Source organism: Massilia litorea, from assembly GCF_015101885.1.
Classification (GTDB): Bacteria; Pseudomonadota; Gammaproteobacteria; order Burkholderiales; family Burkholderiaceae_D; genus Telluria; species Telluria litorea.
On record NZ_CP062941.1, the window covers coordinates 4,469,781 to 4,491,742 of the forward strand.

At 66.0% G+C, this 21,962-nt stretch carries 21 protein-coding genes; 13 read left to right on the top strand and 8 right to left on the bottom strand.

The window, feature by feature from the left end; all coding sequences use genetic code 11:
* Positions 1-162: 162 nt before the first annotated feature.
* Positions 163-1,764 carry a hypothetical protein gene (locus LPB04_RS20000; RefSeq protein WP_193686219.1) on the bottom strand — a complete coding sequence of 534 codons (1,602 nt, stop codon included), beginning with the start codon at positions 1,762-1,764 and terminating at the stop codon, positions 163-165.
* Between the two features lie 274 nt (positions 1,765-2,038).
* Positions 2,039-2,950, bottom strand: coding sequence for a LysR family transcriptional regulator (locus LPB04_RS20005; RefSeq protein ID WP_193686220.1), 912 nt, complete (start codon positions 2,948-2,950; stop codon positions 2,039-2,041).
* A gap of 123 nt (positions 2,951-3,073) precedes the next feature.
* Between LPB04_RS20005 and LPB04_RS20010 the strand changes: the two genes are divergently transcribed.
* From LPB04_RS20010 to LPB04_RS20020, 3 genes are all read left to right on the top strand, one after another.
* Positions 3,074-3,670, top strand: a complete 597-nt coding sequence (locus tag LPB04_RS20010; RefSeq protein WP_193686221.1) for an FMN-dependent NADH-azoreductase — start codon at positions 3,074-3,076, stop codon at positions 3,668-3,670.
* 33 nt (positions 3,671-3,703) lie between these two features.
* Complete coding sequence (locus tag LPB04_RS20015) at positions 3,704-4,576, top strand: pirin family protein (RefSeq protein WP_193686222.1); 873 nt, start codon at positions 3,704-3,706, stop codon at positions 4,574-4,576.
* A 67-nt stretch (positions 4,577-4,643) separates the two neighbouring features.
* On the top strand, positions 4,644-5,117 hold the full coding sequence (locus LPB04_RS20020; RefSeq protein WP_193686223.1) for a hypothetical protein: 474 nt from the start codon (positions 4,644-4,646) through the stop codon (positions 5,115-5,117).
* On the opposite strand, the gene LPB04_RS20025 is transcribed toward LPB04_RS20020, so the two are convergent.
* Complete coding sequence (locus tag LPB04_RS20025; RefSeq protein ID WP_193686224.1) at positions 5,098-6,240, bottom strand: acyltransferase family protein; 1,143 nt, start codon at positions 6,238-6,240, stop codon at positions 5,098-5,100. The two genes, LPB04_RS20020 and LPB04_RS20025, sit on opposite strands and share 20 nt — an antisense overlap.
* 118 nt (positions 6,241-6,358) lie before the next feature.
* Between LPB04_RS20025 and LPB04_RS20030 the strand changes: the two genes are divergently transcribed.
* The 4 genes from LPB04_RS20030 to LPB04_RS20045 all read left to right on the top strand — a co-directional run bounded on the left by LPB04_RS20030 (position 6,359) and on the right by LPB04_RS20045 (position 9,332).
* On the top strand, positions 6,359-7,330 hold the full coding sequence (locus tag LPB04_RS20030; RefSeq protein WP_193686225.1) for a succinylglutamate desuccinylase/aspartoacylase family protein: 972 nt from the start codon (positions 6,359-6,361) through the stop codon (positions 7,328-7,330).
* A gap of 17 nt (positions 7,331-7,347) precedes the next feature.
* A complete protein-coding gene (locus LPB04_RS20035) occupies positions 7,348-8,052 on the top strand; it encodes a tetratricopeptide repeat protein (RefSeq protein WP_193686226.1) in 705 nt (234 codons plus the stop codon).
* Positions 8,053-8,115: 63 nt separating this feature from the next.
* Positions 8,116-8,364, top strand: coding sequence for a DUF3297 family protein (locus LPB04_RS20040; protein ID WP_193686227.1), 249 nt, complete (start codon positions 8,116-8,118; stop codon positions 8,362-8,364).
* A 302-nt stretch (positions 8,365-8,666) separates the two neighbouring features.
* On the top strand, positions 8,667-9,332 hold the full coding sequence (locus LPB04_RS20045; RefSeq protein ID WP_193686228.1) for a hypothetical protein: 666 nt from the start codon (positions 8,667-8,669) through the stop codon (positions 9,330-9,332).
* A gap of 61 nt (positions 9,333-9,393) precedes the next feature.
* Here LPB04_RS20045 and LPB04_RS20050 read toward each other — a convergent pair whose 3' ends face one another.
* Positions 9,394-9,714: a DMT family transporter gene (locus tag LPB04_RS20050; protein WP_193686229.1), complete on the bottom strand. Its 321-nt coding sequence runs from the start codon at positions 9,712-9,714 to the stop codon at positions 9,394-9,396.
* A gap of 152 nt (positions 9,715-9,866) precedes the next feature.
* Here LPB04_RS20050 and LPB04_RS20055 point away from each other — a divergent pair, with 152 nt between their 5' ends.
* From LPB04_RS20055 to LPB04_RS20075, 5 genes are all read left to right on the top strand, one after another.
* Positions 9,867-10,931, top strand: coding sequence for an alkene reductase (locus tag LPB04_RS20055; protein ID WP_193686230.1), 1,065 nt, complete (start codon positions 9,867-9,869; stop codon positions 10,929-10,931).
* 216 nt (positions 10,932-11,147) lie between these two features.
* A complete protein-coding gene (gene pepN / locus LPB04_RS20060; RefSeq protein ID WP_227496501.1) occupies positions 11,148-13,808 on the top strand; it encodes an aminopeptidase N in 2,661 nt (886 codons plus the stop codon).
* 443 nt (positions 13,809-14,251) lie between these two features.
* Positions 14,252-14,623 carry an endonuclease/exonuclease/phosphatase family protein gene (locus tag LPB04_RS20065; RefSeq protein WP_193686231.1) on the top strand — a complete coding sequence of 124 codons (372 nt, stop codon included), beginning with the start codon at positions 14,252-14,254 and terminating at the stop codon, positions 14,621-14,623.
* Positions 14,624-14,700: 77 nt separating this feature from the next.
* On the top strand, positions 14,701-15,138 hold the full coding sequence (locus LPB04_RS20070; protein ID WP_193686232.1) for an acyl-CoA thioesterase: 438 nt from the start codon (positions 14,701-14,703) through the stop codon (positions 15,136-15,138).
* Positions 15,139-15,281: 143 nt separating this feature from the next.
* Entirely contained in the window at positions 15,282-16,505 is a 1,224-nt protein-coding gene (locus tag LPB04_RS20075; protein ID WP_193686233.1) for a right-handed parallel beta-helix repeat-containing protein, read from the top strand.
* A 56-nt stretch (positions 16,506-16,561) separates the two neighbouring features.
* Here the strand turns inward: LPB04_RS20075 and arsC are convergent, their stop codons facing one another.
* Positions 16,562-16,909, bottom strand: a complete 348-nt coding sequence (gene arsC / locus LPB04_RS20080; protein WP_193686234.1) for an arsenate reductase (glutaredoxin) — start codon at positions 16,907-16,909, stop codon at positions 16,562-16,564.
* A 209-nt stretch (positions 16,910-17,118) separates the two neighbouring features.
* On the opposite strand from arsC, the gene LPB04_RS20085 reads away from it, so the two are divergent.
* Positions 17,119-17,745, top strand: coding sequence for a 1-acyl-sn-glycerol-3-phosphate acyltransferase (locus LPB04_RS20085; protein ID WP_193686235.1), 627 nt, complete (start codon positions 17,119-17,121; stop codon positions 17,743-17,745).
* A 7-nt stretch (positions 17,746-17,752) separates the two neighbouring features.
* On the opposite strand, the gene LPB04_RS20090 is transcribed toward LPB04_RS20085, so the two are convergent.
* The 3 genes from LPB04_RS20090 to LPB04_RS20100 form a co-directional block, all read right to left on the bottom strand.
* The gene (locus LPB04_RS20090) at positions 17,753-18,298 is read right to left on the bottom strand and encodes a GNAT family N-acetyltransferase (protein WP_193686236.1); all 546 of its coding nucleotides are present in this window, start codon (positions 18,296-18,298) and stop codon (positions 17,753-17,755) included.
* Positions 18,299-18,451: 153 nt separating this feature from the next.
* Positions 18,452-20,098 (bottom strand): SulP family inorganic anion transporter, encoded by a 1,647-nt coding sequence (locus tag LPB04_RS20095; protein WP_193686237.1) that lies wholly within the window; start codon positions 20,096-20,098, stop codon positions 18,452-18,454.
* Positions 20,099-20,374: 276 nt separating this feature from the next.
* Positions 20,375-21,844 carry a GGDEF domain-containing protein gene (locus LPB04_RS20100; RefSeq protein WP_193686238.1) on the bottom strand — a complete coding sequence of 490 codons (1,470 nt, stop codon included), beginning with the start codon at positions 21,842-21,844 and terminating at the stop codon, positions 20,375-20,377.
* Positions 21,845-21,962 lie beyond the last annotated feature (118 nt).

Sequence of the window (21,962 nt, forward strand, 5' to 3'; positions counted from 1 at the left end):
TGCTCTTGCCAAAGCGGGATGCGACTGAAGTTCAGCGCATAACAGAGGGCACGCCGAACAGGCCGCCCGGGTTTGCTAAAACCGGCGACACGAGCGCACCATGGCAATCCACAGCGCGCTCACATAGCCGGCAATTTCCGCGCACTCTGAGGCGCCCTTGGATCAGGGGCGTGAACTCGTCGGGAACGGCCATTCTGCAGAGGCGATGACAGCCTTTGTGCTGACAGGCTTTGCATTGACAGGCGCCGATGCCAAGGGGCGTTGCATGGGCGGAGGATTGCCCGGCGGGAGGTATCCGGGTAGATCGCCCTGCAGAATCTCGGCCGCACGCTTCAACAGCGACTTTTCGGTAGGCATGCGAATCTTTTTGCGACGCTTGATCGCCTCTTCGACCAATGGACGGATCAACCAGCGGGCGTATTGCTCAGGACTTACGGACGCGAACATTTCGCGCATCTGTTCACGCAGGTCCCACTTGGTCTGCAGCTTTTGCATGACCTGGTCAGCTTCGGTCTGGGTCAGCAAGTAGTCTTGGGCTTCCTCGACGAAGACGCGCTCGAGGTGATGCATCATCTCTACCGCATCGTCCTCGATCAGGAGGTCGGTGACATGCCGTGACACCGTGCTGGCCGCGGAGCCGCCGACAACGCTTCCGATCACAGCACCTACAGCGCCACCGACCAACGCTCCGCCTGGAATCCAGCCGAGATAGGCCGCTCCCTGGGCCATACCGACCGCCCACCCGGCCATGCCGCCACCGACGCCGGCGGCGGTGTTCGTCACGTTCTTGAAGAGCTGCGCTTTCGAGATGTGACCGGTAAAAACGTTACATAGGTCGTTGGCGGACAGGACAGCGGTAGTTGCTGCGGCTGCGATCACATTCGACGAGACGGCCTTTGTAAGAAAGGTTTCGGCGGCTTTCCCGGTCACCTTGCGGCCGCTCTGCTGCAGAACCTCGGTCCCAAGGCGTTGGCCAGCGCCAAGCGTGTTGGCGATCGTCAGCGAGGCCTTTGATCCCAGTTGTTTTACCATCCAGCCGCTGCTTTCGTGGACCACGCTCTGGACCGCGCTCTTGCCGAGCTGGGCGGTCAGTACGGACGACAGCCATGCGACGCCCCCCACCTTCAAGCCAGTGGCGCAGGCAACACCCAGGGCCTCTTTCGCATCTTCGCCGTTCCACAAGGCCTGTGCATATGCGACAGCCACCGAGACGCTGCCGGCGACCGCGGCTGTAATCGTGCCGTTTGCGGCATCGAACTTCAGACTGTCGATGTTCCCAAACGCCACAATACGACGTGCGGTATCGTAATCAATATTGCCTTCGACGAGAATGCTCTTAGCTTGCTTACGGGCCAGCGCCGCCGTCACATCACCGGTTTGCAATTTCTTCGCCATCAACTTCAAGGCCTCGGGATACTGGTCCTTCGGCACCTCGATCTTCATGGCGCGACCACGGGTTTGGTAAATAAGCTTGCCGTTGCGGGCAAAACACGCGTCGACACTCGCCCGTGCGCTCGCGCAATACTTTGACTGGATCGCCACGCCGTTCACTGTTCGGTCGGGCCCCGCCTTTGCGAAGTCGTCGCCGACCAGGCGCGTGCGCTTGCCCTTGACGGTGTCGATCATATGATTCGCCCGCTCGGCAGCGAAACCGTGTCCTTGCCTTGCCCGTAGCAGCGCGTTGCTCTGGTGATCCACCGCAGCACCGGCCGAGCCAATACTATGTTCTTTGCCCTTGCTCGTCGTGGTTTTCTTCGTTGTCATTTTCGGTCTCGTACAGATCATTTAGTTGCCTGTGTGCACCGATTCTATTTTTATTTCCCGAAAGTAACAAGTGGTTTCAAACTGGTTTTCGCCACCTCTGGCTCCGGGCATTCTGAAAACGGCTTGCTTCGCATGACGACGTCGAAAACACGGGTCTTGAACAGCAAGCTTGCGTGGAGTGGATGCCTGCTTCTGGCCGATTGCGAACGATCAGAATAGCTCAGTGTGCGAGCTAGCTGCCATCACAGCGAGGAAGGGATCTTGCCAGGCTGTCCTAAGCCGGGCGACCTGCTTCGCTGCAAAACATCTCGTCCATCATGTCCAGGAAGGCGCGCGTCTTGGCCGGCATCAGGCGCCGTCCGGGGAACACGGCCCAGCCGTTGGCAGGCGGCAGATCCCATTCCGGCAGTACCCGCACCAGCTCCCCCTTCTGCACCAGCGGCTGGGCGAACAGTTCCGAACTGGCGGCTATGCCCGCGCCGCTGCATGCGATGCGCGCCAGCAGGTCGGGCGAATTGGCCGTCAGGCGCGCCGGCAGCGCGCGTTCCCAGATCACCTTGCCGCGACTGAGAATCCAGGGCGAGGGCCCGCCGCTCCGGCTGAGCAGGCAGAGCAGATCGTGGCCCAGTAGATCGTCCGGATGCTCGGGCAGGCCGCGCACGGCCGTGTAGCACGGCGATGCGTACAGGCCGAAGCGCTGCAGGGTGACGCGCCGGGCGGCCAGCGAAGCGTCGTCCGGCAAATCGCCCATGCGGATCGCGATGTCGAAGTTTTCCGCCACCAGGTCGACCCGGCGCGGCGACAAATCGAGCTCCACGCTCACCGCCGGATAGCGTTCCAGGAAGCGCCCGATCATCGCGCTCATGCCGAGATTGGCGAAATCGGCCGGCAGCGAGATGCGCAGGCGCCCGCTGGGTGCGGCCTGGCGGTGCTGGGCCAGCGCGCCGGCCGCCTCCGCTTCCTCCACCACTTTGCGCGCATGTTCCAGCAGGCTGGCGCCGAACTCCGTCACCATCAGTTTGCGCGTGGTCCGCTGCAGCAGGCGCTCGCCCAGGCGCGCCTCCAGCAGCGAGATGCGGCGCGAGACGGTCGACTTCGGCAGATTGACGCGCGTTGCCGCGGCGCTGAAGCTGCCGGCCTCGACAATGCGGGCGAAGAGCAGCAGGTCGTTCGGTTCGACTTCCATGATTGTTCCACTGACTGAATAATGTTATCCATTCTAGCGTCTTCCGACTTGATTTTGGAACTGCTAAAGTGTCTCTCATCGAAACACCGAACATCACCGAATTTCAAATAAAGGAAGACATACATGAACATCCTGCACATCACCTCCAGCCTGCGCGGCGCCGAATCCGAGTCGAGCCGCGTTACCAACAGCGTCGTCGCCAAGCTGGTCGCCGCCAACCCCGGCGCCACCGTCGTCACCCGCGACCTGGCACGCGATCCGCACCCGCAACTCGACGAAGCAGCCCTGGGCGCCCTGTTCACCCCGGCGGAATCGCGTACCGCCGAGCAGGCAGCCCGCGTCGCCCTGGACGACGCCCTGATCGCCCAGGTGCAGGCAGCGGACGCGGTCGTGATCGGTGCGCCGATGTACAACTTCGGCATCCCGGTGCAACTGAAGGCCTGGTTCGATGCGATCGCCCGTGCCGGCGTGACCTTCCGCTACACCGAGACCGGTCCGGAAGGCCTGCTGAAGGGCAAGAAGGTGTATGTCGCCACTGCGCGCGGCGGCATCTACCCGGCCGAAGCCGATCCGCAAGTGCCGTTCGTGCGCATGCTGCTGAACTTCCTGGGCATGACCGACCACACCTTCATCCACTCGCCGGCGCAGGCGATGGGTCCGGAAGCATCGGCCAAGGGCCGTGCGGAAGCCGACGCCACGATCGAAGCCGCGCTGGCGTAATGCCGTCGGGCGGCGCAAACAAAGGAGAACGAGATGAATGCAGTTGTTGAAATGCGCGTGGCGCGTCCACGCGGAGTGGAACGTGTCATCAGCGGCCAGTTCGTGATGGACGGCGCAGGCGTGAAGATCAACCGCGTCCTGACCCAGACCTTGCAGCGCCGCCTCGACCCCTTCCTGATGCTCGACGCCTTCGGCAGCGACAAGGCCGGCGACTACATCGCCGGCTTCCCGGAGCACCCGCACCGCGGCTTCGAGACCGTCACCTACATGCTGGCCGGACGCATGCGCCACCGCGACAGCGGCGGCAACGAGGGCTTGATCACGGACGGCGGCGTGCAGTGGATGACGGCCGGGCGTGGCGTGATCCACTCCGAGATGCCCGAGCAGAACGAAGGCCTGATGGAAGGTTTTCAGCTGTGGCTGAACCTGCCGGCCAAGGACAAGCTGCGCGACCCGTGGTATCGCGACATCCCGAATGCCGAGGTGCCGCGCTTCACGACGGACGCCGGCGCGACGGTGCAGGTGATCGCAGGCGTTGCCCACGGCGTCGAGGGCGCGGTCCAGCGCGAAGGCACCGAGCCGCTGTATCTCGACATCGCGTTGCCGGCCGGCGCCAGCTTCGAGCAGCCGCTGCCCGCCGGGCACAATGCCTTTATTTATGTGTTCCGCGGCGAGGCGGTGGTCGGCGGCAAGGTTGTGCCGCAGACGAAGATGGCGATCCTCGACAATGCCGAGGGTGCCGACGGAGTCGTCGTCAAGGCCTCCTCGAGCCCGGCGCGGCTGCTGCTGATCGCCGGCCGTCCGCTGAAGGAGCCGATCGCGCAGTACGGTCCCTTCGTGATGAATACCCAGGCCGAGCTGCATCAGGCCGTCGGGGATTTCAGGGCCGGTCGTTTCGCCTCGTAAGTCTTGAAGTTTTAGCGCGCCTGGGCGGTCGATGGATCGCCCGGCGCGCTTGCGTTACACTGCGAAGATGCCCCTGCTTCCCGTCCTGCTCGACCTGTTGTCGAAAGCCAGCCACAAGCTCGGTTTCGAGACGATCGACCGTTTTCCCTCCAACCACGTCCATGCGCGCACGCAGTGGGACCGCCGCTATTTCGATATCGCCTCCGACCTGAAACCGGACGCCATCGAACGCTCGCTGTGCGCCTCGATCGCGAATACGCCCTCGGTCTTCGCCCACATCGTCAACCCGACGCCGGCCATGCAGCGCACTTTATTGGGCGTGATCGATACCCGCCTGCGCCGCTCCTGCGGTGCGCCGTCCGACCTGGCCGCCCTGCTGATCGATGCTTACGACAGCCCTTCTACGCTGGAAGCGCGGCCCGGCCTGCGCGCGGCGATCGAGGCGACCGCGGGAATGGAGATGCGCGAACGCGTCCACGCGGTGCTGGCCTTCCTCGGCACGATGCCGGTGGCCTTCGACGTCATCGAAGCGCAGGACTGAACATGGGCTGTGCCAGGTTGCTCGGCACATAGCGCTCGCGTAGCGCCATGAACGGCGTCTCCACCAGCCGGTACAGCAGCCAGCCCACGAGCACCGACAAGGCCAGCAGGCTCACGATCGCCACCGGCGTCTGCGGGCCGTAGCCGAGATCCTGGATCGGGCCGGCCGCAATTTCTCCCACCGCGCGATGGGTCAGGTAGACCGCATACGACCACACCGCCAGCTGTCCGGCGCCCGGGATGCGCAGGTCGCGCAGGAGCGAGCGCTGCGACAGCGCGGACAGGATCAGCAGGCCGAAACCGATGCCCAGCAGCGGATAGCCGAACACGGTCGCGGCAAAACCATAGTGATTGTCCAGGAACAGCCAGAAAGTCGCGCCGGTCACCAGCAGGCCTGCCGCGAAGCTGCGGTTGCCGTGCCCTGTCAGGCGCGTCCACAGCGCCGGGTGCTGGTTCTTCAGCAGCGCCAGCGCGACCCCGGCCACCAGCTCGTCGAGCCGGCACAGGCTCGCGTAATAGATGAGCTTGTAATAGAAATAAATCCCGTACTTGTGGGCGTCGACATGCCCGAACCATAGCCCGGCGCGGATCGCCATGCCGGCCAGGATCACGCAGGCGATGAAGGCCCAGGCCATAGACATGCGCAAGCGCAGCGCGGCACCAAGCAGGGCCAGCGCCGGCAGCAGCAGATAAAACTGTTCCTCGATCGCAAGCGACCAGCTGTGCGAAAAGGCCGTGCCCGGCGCCAGGCCGAGGTTCTGGGTAAACGTCAGGTAGCGCCACAGCGGCGCCAGCGGCGCGTCCTCGCCCACGGCGGGCCAGGCAACGTACATCGCCAGCACCACCAGGTAATTCGGCAGCGTGCGCAGCAGGCGCCGCGCGTAGAAGGCTTTCAGGGAGAGTCCGGCGTTTGTCTTCAACGCGGCGAAGATCTGGTTGCCGATCAGGTAGCCCGACAGCGCGAAGAACAGGTCGACCCCGGCCCAGCCGATGCGTCCGATCCAGCCGAAGGTGTCGTCCTCGTTCGAGACGAACAGCGTGTAATGGTGCAGGACGACCAGCGTCACCGCGAGCGCGCGCAAGGTGTCGAGGCCATGCAGGCGGACGCTACTGGACTGGTTCATGGGATGCAGGTAAGTGAACAGTGGCGGATCATGCCACGCCCTCCCCGCACGCGCAAAGGTTTCCCGATAAAATGACGGCACCGATATTTCTCTGCGCACTTTTTTGGATATTCTCGCAATGGCTTCCGCACCGAATCTGCAGTTCAAGTTTGTCAACTATACCGGGCTCGAAGAAGGGCCGAGCGTGATCATCATGGGCGCGACCCACGGCAACGAGATCTGCGGTACCGAGGCGATCCGCCGCGTCATGGCCGAGCTCGACAGTGGCGAGCGCAAGATCGCCGCCGGCAGCGTCACCTTCGTCCCGATCGTCAATCCGCTGGCCTATTTCAAGAACGAGCGCAACGGCGACCGCAACCTGAACCGCAACCTGTTCCCGAAGGACGATCCGCAAGACTTCGAGGACCGCATCGCCAACTGGCTGTGCCCGCTGCTGGCCCAGCACGACGTGCTGCTCGACCTGCACTCCTTCAATGCCGCCCACGGCGAGCCCTTCGTGATGGTGGGCCCGGTCAACAACGACGGCCCGCTCGAACCCTTCGTGCACGCCGACAAGGAACGCGCCCTCGCCCGCCGCCTGGGCGTGCGCCGTTTCGTGACCGGCTGGATGGCGGCCTACGGCGGGGGCGTGCAGCGCCGCTCGCGCAGCAATGCGGCCGAGCTGGAGACGATGCTGCGCTACGGCGTCGGCACCACCGAATACATGCGCACCACGGGCGGCTATGCGCTGACGCTGGAGTGCGGCCAGCACATCGACCCGAAGGCGCCGCAGGTCGCCTATGACGCCATCATCAACACGCTGGCGCACCTGAAACTGATCGAGGCGCCGGAGCCGGAACCGGTCCCGTTCGAGGAAATGGAAGCGCTGCACATGGTCGCCGTGTACGACAAGCTCGATGCGAAGGACAGCTTCTCGCGCAGCTGGGCCAGTTTCGATCCGGTCGCCGAGGGCGAGCAGATCGGCACGCGCGCCGACGGCACGCCGGTGCTGGCGGAATTTTCAGGCCGCATCCTGTTTCCGGATGCCAAGGCGGGAGCGAATTCGGAGTGGTATTACCTGACGCGGGCCAATCCCGAGTTCGGGCGGTGATAACGAGGTACGCGGGCATGCGAACCCCGATCCGTCTGCGCAGGTCGCTTTTTCTGCTGCCCCTGCTGATGGGTGCCGCCGCAGCGCAGGCGGCAATCTCGTCGCCGTACTGCGACGTGGGCGAGCGGCTGGTCCGCGCTGGTAGTTTTACGGAGGGTGCCACGCTGCTCTCGACCTGTCTTGCTACCCCGGAGCTCGCAGCACCGGACCGGCGCTATGTGTTGCTGCTGCGCGCTTCAGCCTATTTCAACCTGCATGAGAATGCACTGGCCTTGCTTGACCAGGAGGCGGCGTTTGCGATCGCTGCGCCCTCCACCGTCGCGGAATACATCAATTACGGTTCCTACCTGCGGCGTGTTGCACGTTTCGAGGAAAGCCTGCAGGCGCTGCGCGGTGCCGAAGCGCTGGCGAAGCAGAAGCAACAAGTTGGCATGATGGTCCTGTTCAACCTGGGCTGGACTTTGCTGGAGCTGAAGCGTTACGACGAAGCGATCGATGCGTTCACACAGGGAATTGCGCACCAGCCCGACTTTCCCTTCTCGTACTGGCGCCGTGCCCTGGCCTATGAGGCATTAGGACGTGAAGGCGAGGCGCGCGCGGACATTGCCGCCGCGGCACGGTTCCTGCTGACTGGGAGTACTAAATTTCCAGAGGACGCGTCGGTCGCGGCACTTCGGGTGAAGGTACGCCAGTACGGCTTAGACCAGCAGTACGTTTTCTGAATGCCAACCTGGATCATCGTGCGCCGTTGTCCGCACCGCCGTTCTAGTGGATAATTCGCCACCATGACTGATACCGCAACCCTCCCCCCACTCCCAGACCGGCTCTCGATCGATCCGAGCAGCCCTTTCCACAACCGCGAAGTGTTCCAGAACGAAATCGGCATTCGCTTCAACGACAAGGACCGCCATGACGTCGAAGAGTATTGCTTGAGCGAAGGCTGGATCAAGGTCGCCGCCGGCAAGACCCTCGACCGCAAGGGCAAGCCGATGCTGATCAAACTGAAGGGCAAGGTCGAGGCGTTCTACCGCTGATCGATCCGCCGGCGCGTCACGCCTGATCGCCGGCATTTTCCACCGTTACGCTTTCCGAACCTGGCGCAGCCGCTGCGCCAGGTTTGTTGCTCGCCTGTCCACATGGCGCCCAGTCAACGCGGCGCGCCTCCCGTTTCCCTACCTGTTTCCAGCCTGATAAGCACCCTGTCGCCCTGCCACAACAGATCGCGCAAAGGGTGGCGATAGCGCTTGCCCGCCCCGATACCGGACACTAAGATGGCGCCACTGATTGCCGTACGGCAATGCTCGCCCTCAGCCTGCGCTGAATTACTGGAATACAGATGAACGCCACCAAAATTGTTTCTATCCTACTGGTCGCCTGCGCGGCCGGTTCCGTCCAGGCCCGTGAGGTCGCCGCAACCGTCGACCTCGGCACCACCGGCCTCGGCCTGCATCTCACGACCCCGCTCGCCGCGAAACTGAACGGCCGTATCGGCGTCAACATCGCCAACACGTCGTACGAGGGCAGCACCTCGGACCTGGATTACGACTTCAAGCTGAAGCTCAAAACGATCGATGCCCTGCTCGACTACCACCCGTTCGACAGCGCCTTCCGCCTGACCGGCGGCGTGGTTCACAACGGCAACAAGATCGATGCGCGTGCCAAGCCGAGCGGCGGCACCTATACCATCAACAACGTGCCCTACAACGCCGCCACCGTGGGTGACCTGAGCAGCAAGATCGAATTCCGCAAGGCGGCGCCTTACCTCGGCATCGGCTGGGGCAACGCGGTCAAGCAAGCCGGCTGGAGCTTCGGCACCGACCTCGGCGTCATGTTCCAGGGCACGCCGAAAACCCAGCTGGCGTCGAACAATTGCACGGCCTTGCCGATCCTGTGCTCCCGGCTCGCCAGCGACGTCGCTGCCGAGAACGTCAAGCTGGGCGAAGAAGTCAAGGATTTCAAGCTGTATCCCGTGATCCGCGTGGGCGTCAGCTACCGCTTCTGACGCAAGTTGCAGGAAATAAAAAAGCAGGCCGCGGCCTGCTTTTTTTACGTCCGCGCCAGGCTCAGGCCGGCGTCAGCAGCTTCAGGCCAGCGATCCCGAGGGCGATCAGGCCGATCGAGCCGATGCACAAGGCGCCGGCCGGTTCGCCCAGCATCATCATGCCGAACACGGCCGTCCCGATCGTGCCGATGCCGGTCCAGACCGCATAGGCCGTGCCGAGCGGCAGGTGGCGCAAGGCAAGGCCGAGCATGCCGACGCTGAGCAGCATGGCCAGCAGCGTAAACGCGGTCGGGATCGGTTTCGTAAAGCCTTCCGTGTATTTCAGTCCGGCCGCCCAGGCGACTTCCAGCAGCCCCGCGATTACCAAATAAATCCAGCTCATTCCATGCTCCCCGCGGGCTTGCCCGACTGCCAAAAAGTGGCCGGAAGTATAGCACCGGCCTCGGCCAAGCCTGGCTCGATGGCAAATCGAGGCGGCCTCGGCAGGAATCCTGCGCATCCCGTAAGATGCCGCGACTGACAAAAGGAATCCAGATGACCACTTTATTTGACCCGATCACCATCGGCGCCCTCGAGCTGCCGAACCGCATCATCATGGCGCCGCTGACCCGCGCCCGCGCCGTCGGCCCGGACCGCGTGCCGAACGCCCTGATGGCCGAATACTATGTCCAGCGCGCCAGCGCCGGCCTGATCCTCTCGGAAGCGACCTCGGTCACGCCGATGGGCGTCGGTTATGCCGACACGCCGGGCATCTGGTCCGACGAACAGGTGGCAGGCTGGAAAACCGTCACCGAAGCCGTGCACGCGGCCGGCGGACGCATCGTCCTGCAACTCTGGCACGTGGGCCGCATCTCCGACCCGGTCTTCCTCGACGGCGCCGCCCCGGTCGCGCCAAGCGCGGTGAAACCGGCCGGCACCGTGAGCCTGGTGCGCCCGAAGCGCGACTACGCCACGCCGCGCGCGCTGGAAACGAAGGAGATCGCCGGCATCGTCGCCGCCTACCGCAAGGGTGCCGAGAATGCGAAGAAGGCGGGCTTCGACGGCGTCGAGATCCACGGCGCCAACGGCTACCTGCTCGACCAGTTCCTGCAAGACAGCACCAACCAGCGCAGCGACGAATACGGCGGCCCGATCGAGAACCGCGCGCGCCTGATGCTCGAAGTCACGGACGCCTGCATCGCCGTCTGGGGCGCCGACCGCGTCGGCATGCACCTGGCACCGCGCCGCGACGCCCACGACATGGGCGATTCGACGCCAGCCGAGACCTTCGGCTACGTCGCACGTGAACTCGGCAAGCGCAAGATCGCCTTCATCTTCGCGCGCGAAGCCGTCGGCGAGGACAGCCTCGGCCCGCTGCTGAAGGAACAATTCGGCGGCGCCTTCATCGCCAACGAGAAGATGACGGTCGAGACCGCCGAGCGCCTGCTCACCGACGGCAAGGCCGATGCGATTGCCTTCGGCCTGTGGTTCATCGCCAACCCGGACCTGCCGCAGCGCCTGCAGCAGGGTGCGCCGCTCAATCCGCTGCGTCCGGAAGTGATCTACGGCAGCGGCGCCGAGGGCTATACGGATTACGCGGCCCTGCAGCAAGCCTCATAAAAAGTCCTCTGCTCGCATGAAGGCCGGCCCGCAAGAGCCGGCCTTTTTCATGTCCGGCGCAGCGAACGGCGCCCGTATTGACAGCATATGTACAAAATATGCATGCCTCGCTGCCCTGTTCTTTTGCCCCTGTAATTGCTGTTGCGCCCATGCTATTCTTTCGCGATTCGCAAGGTGCGCCGGCTGGCGGCGCACACAATAAAACCGGGACACATCTTGACTATTTTTGCACCACGCGCGATGACGCTCGCCATCGCGACCGCTTTCGCCGCCTCCGCTTTCGCCTTCGGTAACGCCCACGCCGCCGCTGCGGCCCCGCGCGCCGAGAACGCTTTCCTTTCGCAGGCTGACGCCGCCGCACGGTCGGCGCGCGTGTCGAACGTCGACTACGCGCTCGAATTCACGCTGACCGGCAAGGAAAGCTTCAGCGGCGTGACCACCGCCACCTTCGACCTGAGCGACAACGCCGCGCCGCTGACGATCGACCTCGACAAGGCGACCGTGAAATCGGTCACGGTCAACGGCAAGCAGGTCGACGCCAAGTACAACAACTGGTTCCTGACGATCGCCGCCGCCGACCTGGCACAGGGCCGCAACACGGTCGTCATCGCCTACGAGCGCCTGCACAGCACCAACGGCGAAGGCCTGCACCGCATGGTCGATCCGGTCGACGGCCGGGTCTATACCTACTCGCACTTCGAACCGGCAGCCGCGCACCAGATGTTCGCCGTCTTCGACCAGCCGGATCTGAAGGCAACTTACCAGGTCACGGCGACCGCGCCCGCCGACTGGCAAGTGGTCTCGACCACGCGCGAGACCCGGATCGAAGAAGCTGGAACGAGCAAGCGCTGGGTCTTCCCGAAGTCGAAAAAGCTGAGCCCGTATAACTTCTCGCTGCATGCCGGCCCCTATAAAGTGTGGGAAGACAGGAGCGGCAAGTACCCGATGCGCCTGCTGGCACGCCAGTCGGTGGCCGCCCAGGTCGCGCCGGAAGACTGGTTCCGCTACACGAAGGACGGCCTGGCCTTCTTCGACAATTACTTCGGTATCCCTTACCAGTTCGAGAAATACGACCAGCTGCTGGTGCCGGACTTCCTGTACGGCGCGATGGAAAACGCCGGCGCGATCACCTTTGCCGAGGGCGGCTTCCTGCACAAGGCGAAGATGACCGACGCCCAGCGCCAGTCCCTGGCCTCGGTGATCATGCACGAGATGGCGCACCAGTGGTTCGGCGACCTGGTGACGATGAAATGGTGGAACGGCCTGTGGCTGAACGAAAGCTTCGCCTCCTTCATGGGCACGCTGGCGACCGCCGAGGCGACCGAGTTCAAGGACGCCTGGCAGCACTTCTACTCGACCGGCAAGCAGGCCGCCTACGCGCAGGACCAGAAGTCGAACACGCACCCGATCGAAGTGCCGGTGCCGTCGACCGCGAACGCTTTCGACAACATCGATGCGATCACCTATTCGAAGGGCGCCTCCACCCTGATGCAGTTGCGCCACCTGCTGGGCGCGGAAGTCTTCCGCAAGGGCGTGCACAACTACCTGACCAAATATTCCTACCAGAACGCGAAGCTCGACGACTTCATCGGCAGCCTCGGCGAAGCGGCCGGCCGCGACCTCTCGGGCTGGACCAAAGAGTGGCTGTACCAGCCGGGCGTGAACACGATCGCCGCCAAGTTCAGCTGTGCCAACGGCAAGGTGAAAAACTTCACGCTGCAGCAGAGCGCGCCAAGCAAGGCCCTGCCGACGCTGCGCGAACAGCGCGTGCAGGTCGCGACCTTCAGGATCGAGAGCGGCAAGCTGGTGGCCCTGCAGACCGTGCCGGTCACCTATTCCGGCGTGACGACGAAGGTGCCGGCCTTGGCGGGCAGCGCCTGCCCGGACCTGGTGTATCCGAATTACCAGGACTGGGGCTTCGTGAAGGTCCAGCTCGACAAGCGCTCGTTCGACACGGCGCGCGCCAGCCTGGCCAAGGTGGACGACCCGCTGCTGCGCACCATGCTGTGGCAGAGCCTGTGGGACGGCGTACGTGACGGCAAGCTGCCGCTGAACGAATACCTCAAGACGGTGCTCGCCAACGCCCCGCAGGAAAAGGATTACACGCTGCTCGGCGACATCCTGGGCAAGGTCGCGATCTCGAAGGAATACCTCGACCTGATGGACCTGCGTTCGGCCTGGGCCACGCAGACCGGCACGGCGCTCGAGGAGATGGCGTGGAACGGCACGCTGGCGAACAAGGGCAACGAGAACTTCCAGCGCCGCTGGTTCAACACCTACCTCGGCCTGGCCAGTACCCCGGCCGCGCTCGATCGCCTGGCAGGCATCCTGGCCGGCACCGTGACGGTCGATGGCCTGGCCATCAACCAGGACCTGCGCTGGAGCATCATCGCCCGCCTGAACCGCTACAACCACGCCGGCGCGGCCGCGCTCGTCGAGCAGGAAGCGCAGCGCGACAAGTCGGACAGCGGCCAGGCCGCGGCGCTCGCCGCCACCGTCGTGCGTCCGGATCCGCAGGTCAAGGCGCAGTGGCTGGGCACGGTGGAGGACCTGAAGACGAAGCTGCCGTTCTCGAAGATCCGCACCGCGATGAACAGCCTCTATCCGGCCGAGCAGAAGGCGCTGGCCGAACAGACGGCGGCGCGGCGCCTGGCGCAACTGCCGGCGATCGACAAGGCAGCGGGCCCGGTCTACATGCGCAGCTATGCCTACTCGATGATCCCGGCCAGCTGCACGCCGGCCAGCGTCAAGCGCCTGAGCGCGGCGGCAAGCACGATGAAGGAGCTGTCGGCCGGCACCCGCCGCGCCCTGCTCGACGCCCAGCAGGAAGACCAGCGCTGCGTGACCATCAAGCAGGCCATGACGGCGCCGAAGTAAGTCTCGATGCGCGCGGCGGTCGCTTGCCCGTCGGCGCGGCCATGGACGCCGCTCGCGCTGACGCTGGGCCTGCACCTGTTGCTGGTGCTGGCCTGGCTGGCCGGCGCGCGCGGCGCCCCCGGGCGTGAGCCGGCAAGCAAGCTACCGCCCGCATCGGTCCTGGTGCTGCTGCGGCCGCCCTCCCTGCCGCGTGCCGCGCCGGGGCCGCCAGCCGCCACCGGTTACCGTTCCCTCCATCGCCGCTGCCGACGCCACCCCGGCGCCGGCCGCCTTGCCCGGCGACCTGCTCGCCACGTCGAAAGCGATGGCGGGACGCGTCGACCGCGCGCTGCGCAAGGGCGCTTCCCCCATCACGGCCGAGCCCGACCGCAAGTGGGAACGATTCGCCGACGCCTTCGCCGCTGCCCGCAAGGGCGGTTCCCGCACCGTCACGCTCGACAGCTATGCGGCGCCCGACGGCGTCATCGTGTACCGCAAGACCGTGGGCGGCCCCGGCGCTGCTGCTCGGCGATTTCAACATCCTGCCCGGTTCGCCCGAATACGCACGCCTGCTGGCCCCGTTCGAGGACGGCACGCCCGCCCTAAGCGATGCCTGGCACCTGGCCCAACCCGGGCAAGTCCACGCGCCCACGGTCGGCCTGCACGACGACGCACCGGGCGCGGGGCCGCCGTTCACCTTCGACCATGCCATCGTGACGGCCGGCCTCGGGGCGCGGATCAGGCAGCTGCGCGTGGATGGCGTCGAGGGCGGGTCGGATCACCGGCCGCTGGTGCTGGAACTCGACGAGGGAGCGCTGCCAGCGAACGCGGGCTGAGGCCGCCCGACGCGACGGCGAGCGCGCCGTCCGGCTAGAATGGCGCTTTGCCGGCGCCGTGCCGGGAAGGACCTGAATTGAACTGGGATTATCCGCAACCCTACCTGTTGCCCCTCGCTCCGAACGCCGAAGACATCGATGGGCTGAACCACACGAACAATGCCGTCTACGTGCGCTGGTGCGAGCAGATCGGTTGGGCGCATTCCGAATCGCTCGGGCTCGGCATCGAAGATTACCGGCGCCTGGACCGCGCGATGGCGATCCGGCGCGGCGAATACGATTACATCCTGCCGACGCTGCTCGGCGAAGAGCTGCTGCTCGCCACCTGGCTGGTCGGCGGCGACGGCAAGCTGTCGATGGAGCGCCGTTTCCAGCTGGTACGGGCCAGCGACGGGGCGACGGTCCTGCGCGGACGCTGGGAACTGGTGTGCATCGACATCAGCGGCGGCCGGCCGCGCCGCATGCCGCCCGAATTCCTCGATGCCTACATGCCACAGGTCGTGACGGCAAGCTGACAATGCACTGAGGCAAGCTCGGCCATGCACGCGCCTGCGCGACTCACGTTGCGCGCGCTCAAAGGCAAACTTGAGCAAACCGGGCCGGGCGACGTTCGGAGCGCGCGACACTGGACCGGTATCCGCCGTCCACGAGGTTTGCCATGTCCGGTCCATTGAAGCGCCCCGATTATTTACTGCTCGTAGCCATCTGCTGCGGCGTACTGCTCGCGCTGGGCGGCTGCCGCCTGCGCGAGGGCTCCTCCGAGCAGCTGGTCGTCGCCGAAGTCGTGCGCACCAACCTGTTCGTCGCTCCCACCGGCTCGGACGCCAATCCGGGCACCCAGTCCGAACCTTTCCGCACCATCGGACGCGCGGCCCAGGTCGTCACACCGGGCACGACCGTGTATGTGGCGCCCGGCCAGTACACGGGCGGCTTCCGCAGCACCGTCGACGGCACCCCGGAGGCCCGCATCATCTTCATGTCGTCCGAGCGCTGGGGCGCCAGGATCGTTCCGCCGCTCGATTCACGCACCACCAGCGCCTGGGACAACCGCGGCAATCATGTCGACATCATCGGCTTCGAGATCGACGGTTTTCAGTACCAGGGCGGTACCAAATGGCTCAGCGGCATCTACAACGGCGGCTCCTACAACAGCATCCGCCACAACCACGTGCACCACGTCGCGCTCGACGTGGCCTGCGAGTCGCTCGGCGGCGCGGGCATCGGCGTGGACAGCTATTACAAGGGCAAGGGAGCCGAGGTCATCGGCAACAACGTGCACGACATCGGCCCGCCCGAGTGCCGCTACCACCACGGCATCTATGTCAGCACCCAGGCGCGCATCCGCAGCAACGTGGTCTACCGGGTGTCGGGCGCCGGCATCCACCTGTGGCACGACGCCGAGCACGTCGACATCACCGGCAATACCGTGTCGTCCTCGGGCTCGGGCATCGTCGTCGGGGGCGGCGACTTCTATCATTCGAAGGGACCGAACGACCATACCTTCGTCGCCAACAACATTGTCTTCGACAACAAGTACGGCATCCTCGAGCAAGGCGCCACCGGCCATAACAACCGCTATGTCCACAACCTCGTGTCGCAGAACGTGATCAGCGACTGGCGCCTGGCGCCTGGCCGCGAGCATGAAGGAACGATCGCGGCCGAACCGGCCTTCGTCGAATACAGCCGCACCGGCACGCCGGATTTTCGCCTCAGCAGCCGCTCGCCCGCGATCGGGCGCGGCTTCGTGGTCGATGCGCCGGAACCCGACTTCGAGGGCAAGCCGCGCAGCACGGAATCCGGTTTCGACATCGGCGCCTACCAGCATGAGCGCCTGCCGGACGGAGAATTGCCGGCCAGCCAGGATCCTGAGGCAAGCCGCTGAGTGCCGTGGCCGCCGGCGAGATGCCGGCGACATGCCGGCGAGCTGCCGGCAGCTCCCTACAGGATCTCGTGCACGGTCTCCGGCGGGCGGCACAGGCGGACACCCTTCGGCGTCACCACGAAGGGACGGTTCAGCAGGACCGGATGCGCCAGCATCGCATCGACCAGGGCGTCCTCGCCGATGTCCGCGGCGTCGAGGCCGAGTTCCGTGTACAGGCTCTCCTTGGTGCGCATGGCCTCGCGCGCGCGCAGGCCGGCGGCGGCCAGCATGCGCAGCAGTTCAGCGCGCGCCGGCGGCGTGTCCAGGTAGTCGACGACCTGCGGTTCGAAGCCGGCTGCGCGGATTGCTGCGAGGGTGTTGCGTGAATTACTGCAACGCGGATTGTGGTAGATCGTGATGTCCATGATGATCATTCTGACAAACAAGCCGCCATGATACGACCCGACCCCGCAACAGACCAGTTTTTTTGCTTGTCGCTCTTGCCCTAGCGCTATAAAATCCTCCGCTTCGTTTTCCGCAAGGTAACGCTTCGCCCATGCGTGGCGCCAGCTCCTTGCGCGAGCCAATACCCAGAACAAGATGGCCGCCCAGCTGGCGGCACGACGGAGAAAGAATGAGCGACACCCTGATGCATCCGGCGGCCCTGCCCACCTGGGGCCAGCGCACCGCCTTGCGCCTGCTGAACATGATCGGCTGGAAGCTGCACTACCGCCCCCTGCCCGGCCCGCACGGCATTGCCGTGGTCTATCCGCATACCTCGAACTGGGACTTCCTGATCGGCCTGCTCGGCAAGTGGGCGCTCGGCCTGCAGTTCCGCTGGCTGGCCAAGGATTCGCTGTTCCGCGGTCCGATGGGCGCAATCATGCGCTACTGGGGCGGCGTGGCGGTCGACCGCCGGGCGCCGATGGGGGCGACGCGCCTGCTGGCGGACCGCATGCTGAGCGAGCCCTGGTGCTGGGTCGCGATCACCCCGGAAGGCACGCGCAGCTATCGTCCGCACTGGAAGAGCGGCTTCTACCACCTGGCCATGGCCGCCAAAGTGCCGCTGGTGCTGGTCTACATCGACTACAAGAAGAAGGAACTGGGCGTGGTCGACATCGTGCGCCTCTCCGGCAACCAGGATGCGGACATGGCCGCGATCGCCGCCGTCTACCACGAGCGCCAGGCCCTCCATCCGCAGGACGCGGCGCCGATCAAGCTGGCACCGCCCCACATCGGTCCCGACCGCAGGAAGGCCTGAGCCGCCATCACGCCTGCGGCCTGCCCTTGCGTTCGCGCAGGAACAGGGTTTTGTAATAGATCGCGGTGGCGCGCCAGGCGCCATCCGGCGTAGCGCAGTATTCGGGCAGTTCGCCCACCCGCGTATAGCCGAGCCGCATGTAGAAGGCTTCGGCGCCGGAACCGGCTTCGGTGTCGAGGAACAGCAGGCCGCGGCACAAGGCCAGCGCCTGCATTTCCAGCGCCTCCATCAGGGCCGTGGCCACGCCGCCGCGGCGCGCGACGCTGTGCACCAGCAGTTTCTGCACTTCGGCCCGGTTGCTGCCGTTGGGCTTCATGCACAGGTCGAGCTGCACCGTTCCCACCAGCACATGGTCGCGCCAGGCAACCAGCAAGATCCGCGAACCGGCCTCGACAGAACGTGCGACATCGCGCCAGTAGGCGTCCGCCACCGCCTCGGAAAGCGGCATGACGAACCCGACCGAGGCCCCGTGCGCGACCGCGTCCAGCAACAGCGCGCGCAACTGGGCCGCGTGCGCCGCGGCGCCGGCGGCATCCAGCATCCTTATCTGCATGATCCCCTCCTCCTGGTCGACAACAGGAGTGTGCAGGATTCGTGCCCGCCTTCCCAGCCAATCGCGCCGCAGGGCTGCACCATGCGGGTGCGGATCAAGCGTGCGCGCACCAGAACGCGCACCTCAAGAGCGCACGGCGACGGATTGCCATGCTCATTGCATCACTTCGCCGGAAGACAGTTCATTCCAGGCCATCGCCGTGCTCAGGAACAGCTTGCCGTTCAGCGCTCCCAGCAGCTCGCTGTGTTTCAGGCGGTCCATGACCGGCCCCTTCACTTCGGCCAAGTGCAGGCCGATGCCGCGCGTGCGCAGCGTTGCGTTCAGCTCGGCCAGGGCAAACAGGGCCGAGGTATCGATCGCATTCACGGCCGACAGCACCAGCACCAGGTGGCGCGTGCCGGGATGCGCGGCGATCTCGTCCTCGATGCGCTCGTTGACCGCCTCGGTATTGCCGAAAAAGAGCTGGGCATCGACCCGCAGGATGAGCAGGCCGGCGGCGGTGTCGGCCGTATAGCGCTCGATGTTGCGGAAGTGCTCGGTGCCGGGGATGCGTCCCAGCACCGCGATGTGCGGACGGCTGGCGCGCCAGATCAGCGCCCCCATCGAGAGCGCGACGCCGACCACGACGCCGGCTTCGACACCGAGCGCCAGTACGCCCGCGGCGGTCGCCAGCAGGGCCGCGGCATCGACCCGGTCGTAGCGCCACGCGGTGCGCAGGGTGGTGGTGTCGAGCATGCCCAGCACGGCCACGATGATGGTCGCGGCCAGGGTCGGCAGCGGCAGCAGCGCCAGCCAGCCGGTGGGCGCGACCAGGGCCAGCGCCAGCAGGCCGGCCGTGATCAGGCTGGCGAGCTGGCTGTTGGCGCCGGCCGCGAAATTCACCGCCGAGCGCGAGATGCTGCCGGTGACGGGAAAGCCACCGGTCAATGCGCTGCCGACGTTGGCCGCGCCCAGGCCGATCAATTCATAGTTGCTGTGCAGTTTTTCGGCGCGCTTCAGGGCCAGGGTCTGGGCGCCGGACATGCTGATCAGGAACACCATGAAGCCGATCAGGAGGGCCGGCTGCAGGAGCGCCTGCCAGTGCGCGTTCGAGGCCGCCAGGTGCAGGAAAGGCAGCCCGGCCGGCACGCGGCCCGTGGTGTGCACGCCGAGCGCCTCCAGGCCGAGGACCGGCACCAGCGCGGTCGCGCCCAGCACCACCACCATCGGCGCGAGCTTGGCGCCGATGTCGGCCGTGACGGGTTTGAACCCGAGGCGGCGCAGCAGCGGCGCCAGCCGGGATCTTGCCAGCAGGAGGAGCGACAGGGAGGCGAGGCCGAGGACGGCGCTCGGCAGGTGCACGGCCGGCAGGCGCGCGCCGAGCAGGGCCGGCAGCTGGCCGAGCGCGATCACGATCGAGGAGCCGATCGTGAAGCCGCTCATCACCGGGCGCGAGAAGAAGTTGGCGATGAAGCCGATGCGCAGCAGGCCGCAGGCCAGCAGCACCAGTCCGGACAGGAGGGCCAGCTGGGCGGCCAGGGTGGTGTACAGGGGGCTGCCGGCGGCGGCGAGCGGCGCCAGGCTGGAGGCCGTCATCAGCGAGATGATGGCCATCGGGCCGACGGACTGGGTGCTGCTGGTGCCGAACAGCGCGTACAGGGCGGGCGGCACGATGCTGGCGTAGATGCCGACCACCGGCGGCAGGCCGGCCACCAGGGCGTAGGCCATGCCCTGCGGGATCATCATCATCGCCACCACTATCCCGGCGCTGATGTCGCCAGGCAGCATGGCGCGCCGGTAGTGCCTCAACCAGTGCAGCATCGTGTTGCTCGTTTGTTTCAAAAGCGCAAGAGTAGCACGGCGGGGGTGGGCGTCGGGAGGAACGCGAGGGACGGGGGCGTTGCCTGATCCGTATGTGGTGTCTCCAATCCGCGTGGGCTCGGAGAGCCCACGCTACGCACCACACTACCGGCTCAGCCCTGCGGGCCTCGATCATGGAGGCCTGCGACGTTTCCCGTAGGGTGGGCTCTCCGAGCCCACGCGGATCATGCACAACAACAAGGGCACAGGCAACAGCCCCGACACCGTCGGCACACCCTAGCCCATCGCCAGCTCCACGCAATTGCGTCCCGCCCGCTTGGCCCGCCCCAGCGCCGCATTCACCCGCACCGTCAGCGAATCGGCGCTCTCGTGCTCCCCCAGCTGCGCCACCCCCAGGCTGATGGTCACCTGGTCGACTCCGGGCATCGACGTCCCCTCGATCGCCGTGCGCAGCTTCTCGGCCATTTTCAGGCCGTCGATCGCGCTCGTGTGCGGCGCGATCACCTGGAATTCCTCGCCGCCCGCGCGCACCAGCACGTCGCTGGCGCGCACCAGTTTCTGGGCGGCGTCGGCCACGGCGCGCAGCACCATGTCGCCGACCGGGTGGCCGTAGCGGTCGTTGACGCCCTTGAAGCGGTCGATGTCGAAGGCGATCAGGGCCAGCGGCAGCTTGTAGCGGCGCGCCCGCCTGATCTCCTGTTCGAGCAGGGTCTCGCCATGGCGCCGGTTCGCGATGCCTGTCAAGGCGTCGAGCGTCGACAGGTGGGTCACGCGCACCAGCATCTCTTCGCTCTCGCGGTTCAGGTCGGCCATACGCAGGCCTACCGCCGCCAGGTCCGATATTTCGGCCAGCGCATCGAGTTCGTCGCGCGAGAAGCTGCGCGCTGCGCGGAACAGCAGGCAGAGCGAGCCGCGCGGCGAACCCGGACCGTCGGACGGGATCGGCAGCGCCAGCACCATGCCGACACCGTGTCCGCGCAGGGCGTCGGCGAGCTGCGGCTCGCCCGCCTTATCGAGGTCGTCGAGTAGCGCGATCGTGTTCGCGGCCGCCGCCAGCAGGCCGGGGAAGGCATGCCGCAGCGGCGACTGCAGCAGGCGCTCGGCGCGTCCCAGCACCTTCGCCAGGTTCAGGTTGCGCTCGCCCGCCTGCGCCTGCAGCTGCAGGTCGCCGCCCGGCTGCAGGTAGAACAGGGCGGCGTGCAGCACGCCCGGCCAGCCGCACAGGGCCTGGCACAGGCGCTCGGCCAGCGCCGTCAAGTCCTCGCTCTCGCCCAGGGCCTGGCGCACGCGCGTGCGCAGCGCCGCCAGGGCGTCAAGCTCGCGTTCGCGCGGGCTGGGTTCCGCCTGCGGCGTCCGGCCGCCTGCCAGGCGCGCCTCGATTGCATCGGCCAGGTCTGCGTCGTCCAGCGGCGCGATCGCGTACTCGACCGGACCGCAGGCCATCAGGGCCGGCAGCCAGCGCGCGTTCGCGAAGGGGCAGACGACAAAGGTCGGGGCGCCGGCGCGCGCCGTCACCAGCCGCGCCAGGCCGGCGTGGTCGAGCTCGGGGTCGAAGTGGTCGAGATCGATGACGAGCAGGTCGACCGCCTCGATGCCGGGCAGCGCCAGCGCGGCGTCCGCACTGTCGACCAGCGCCAGGTGGGCGAACTGGCCACCGCAGACGGCCTCGAAATCGGCGCGGCGCCCGGCTGCCGGGTTGACGAACAACCCGGTACGAAGGCCTTCCGGCGCGACCTGCTGCGGCATGGTTTTCTCCTTGGCATGCATATTTGTTACATAACGATGCGAATTCTGACATAAATGACCGTCACCGAACAGGCGATCTGTGTGTGGCACCGCACCGTCGCGTCCAGGCGTGCGGCCG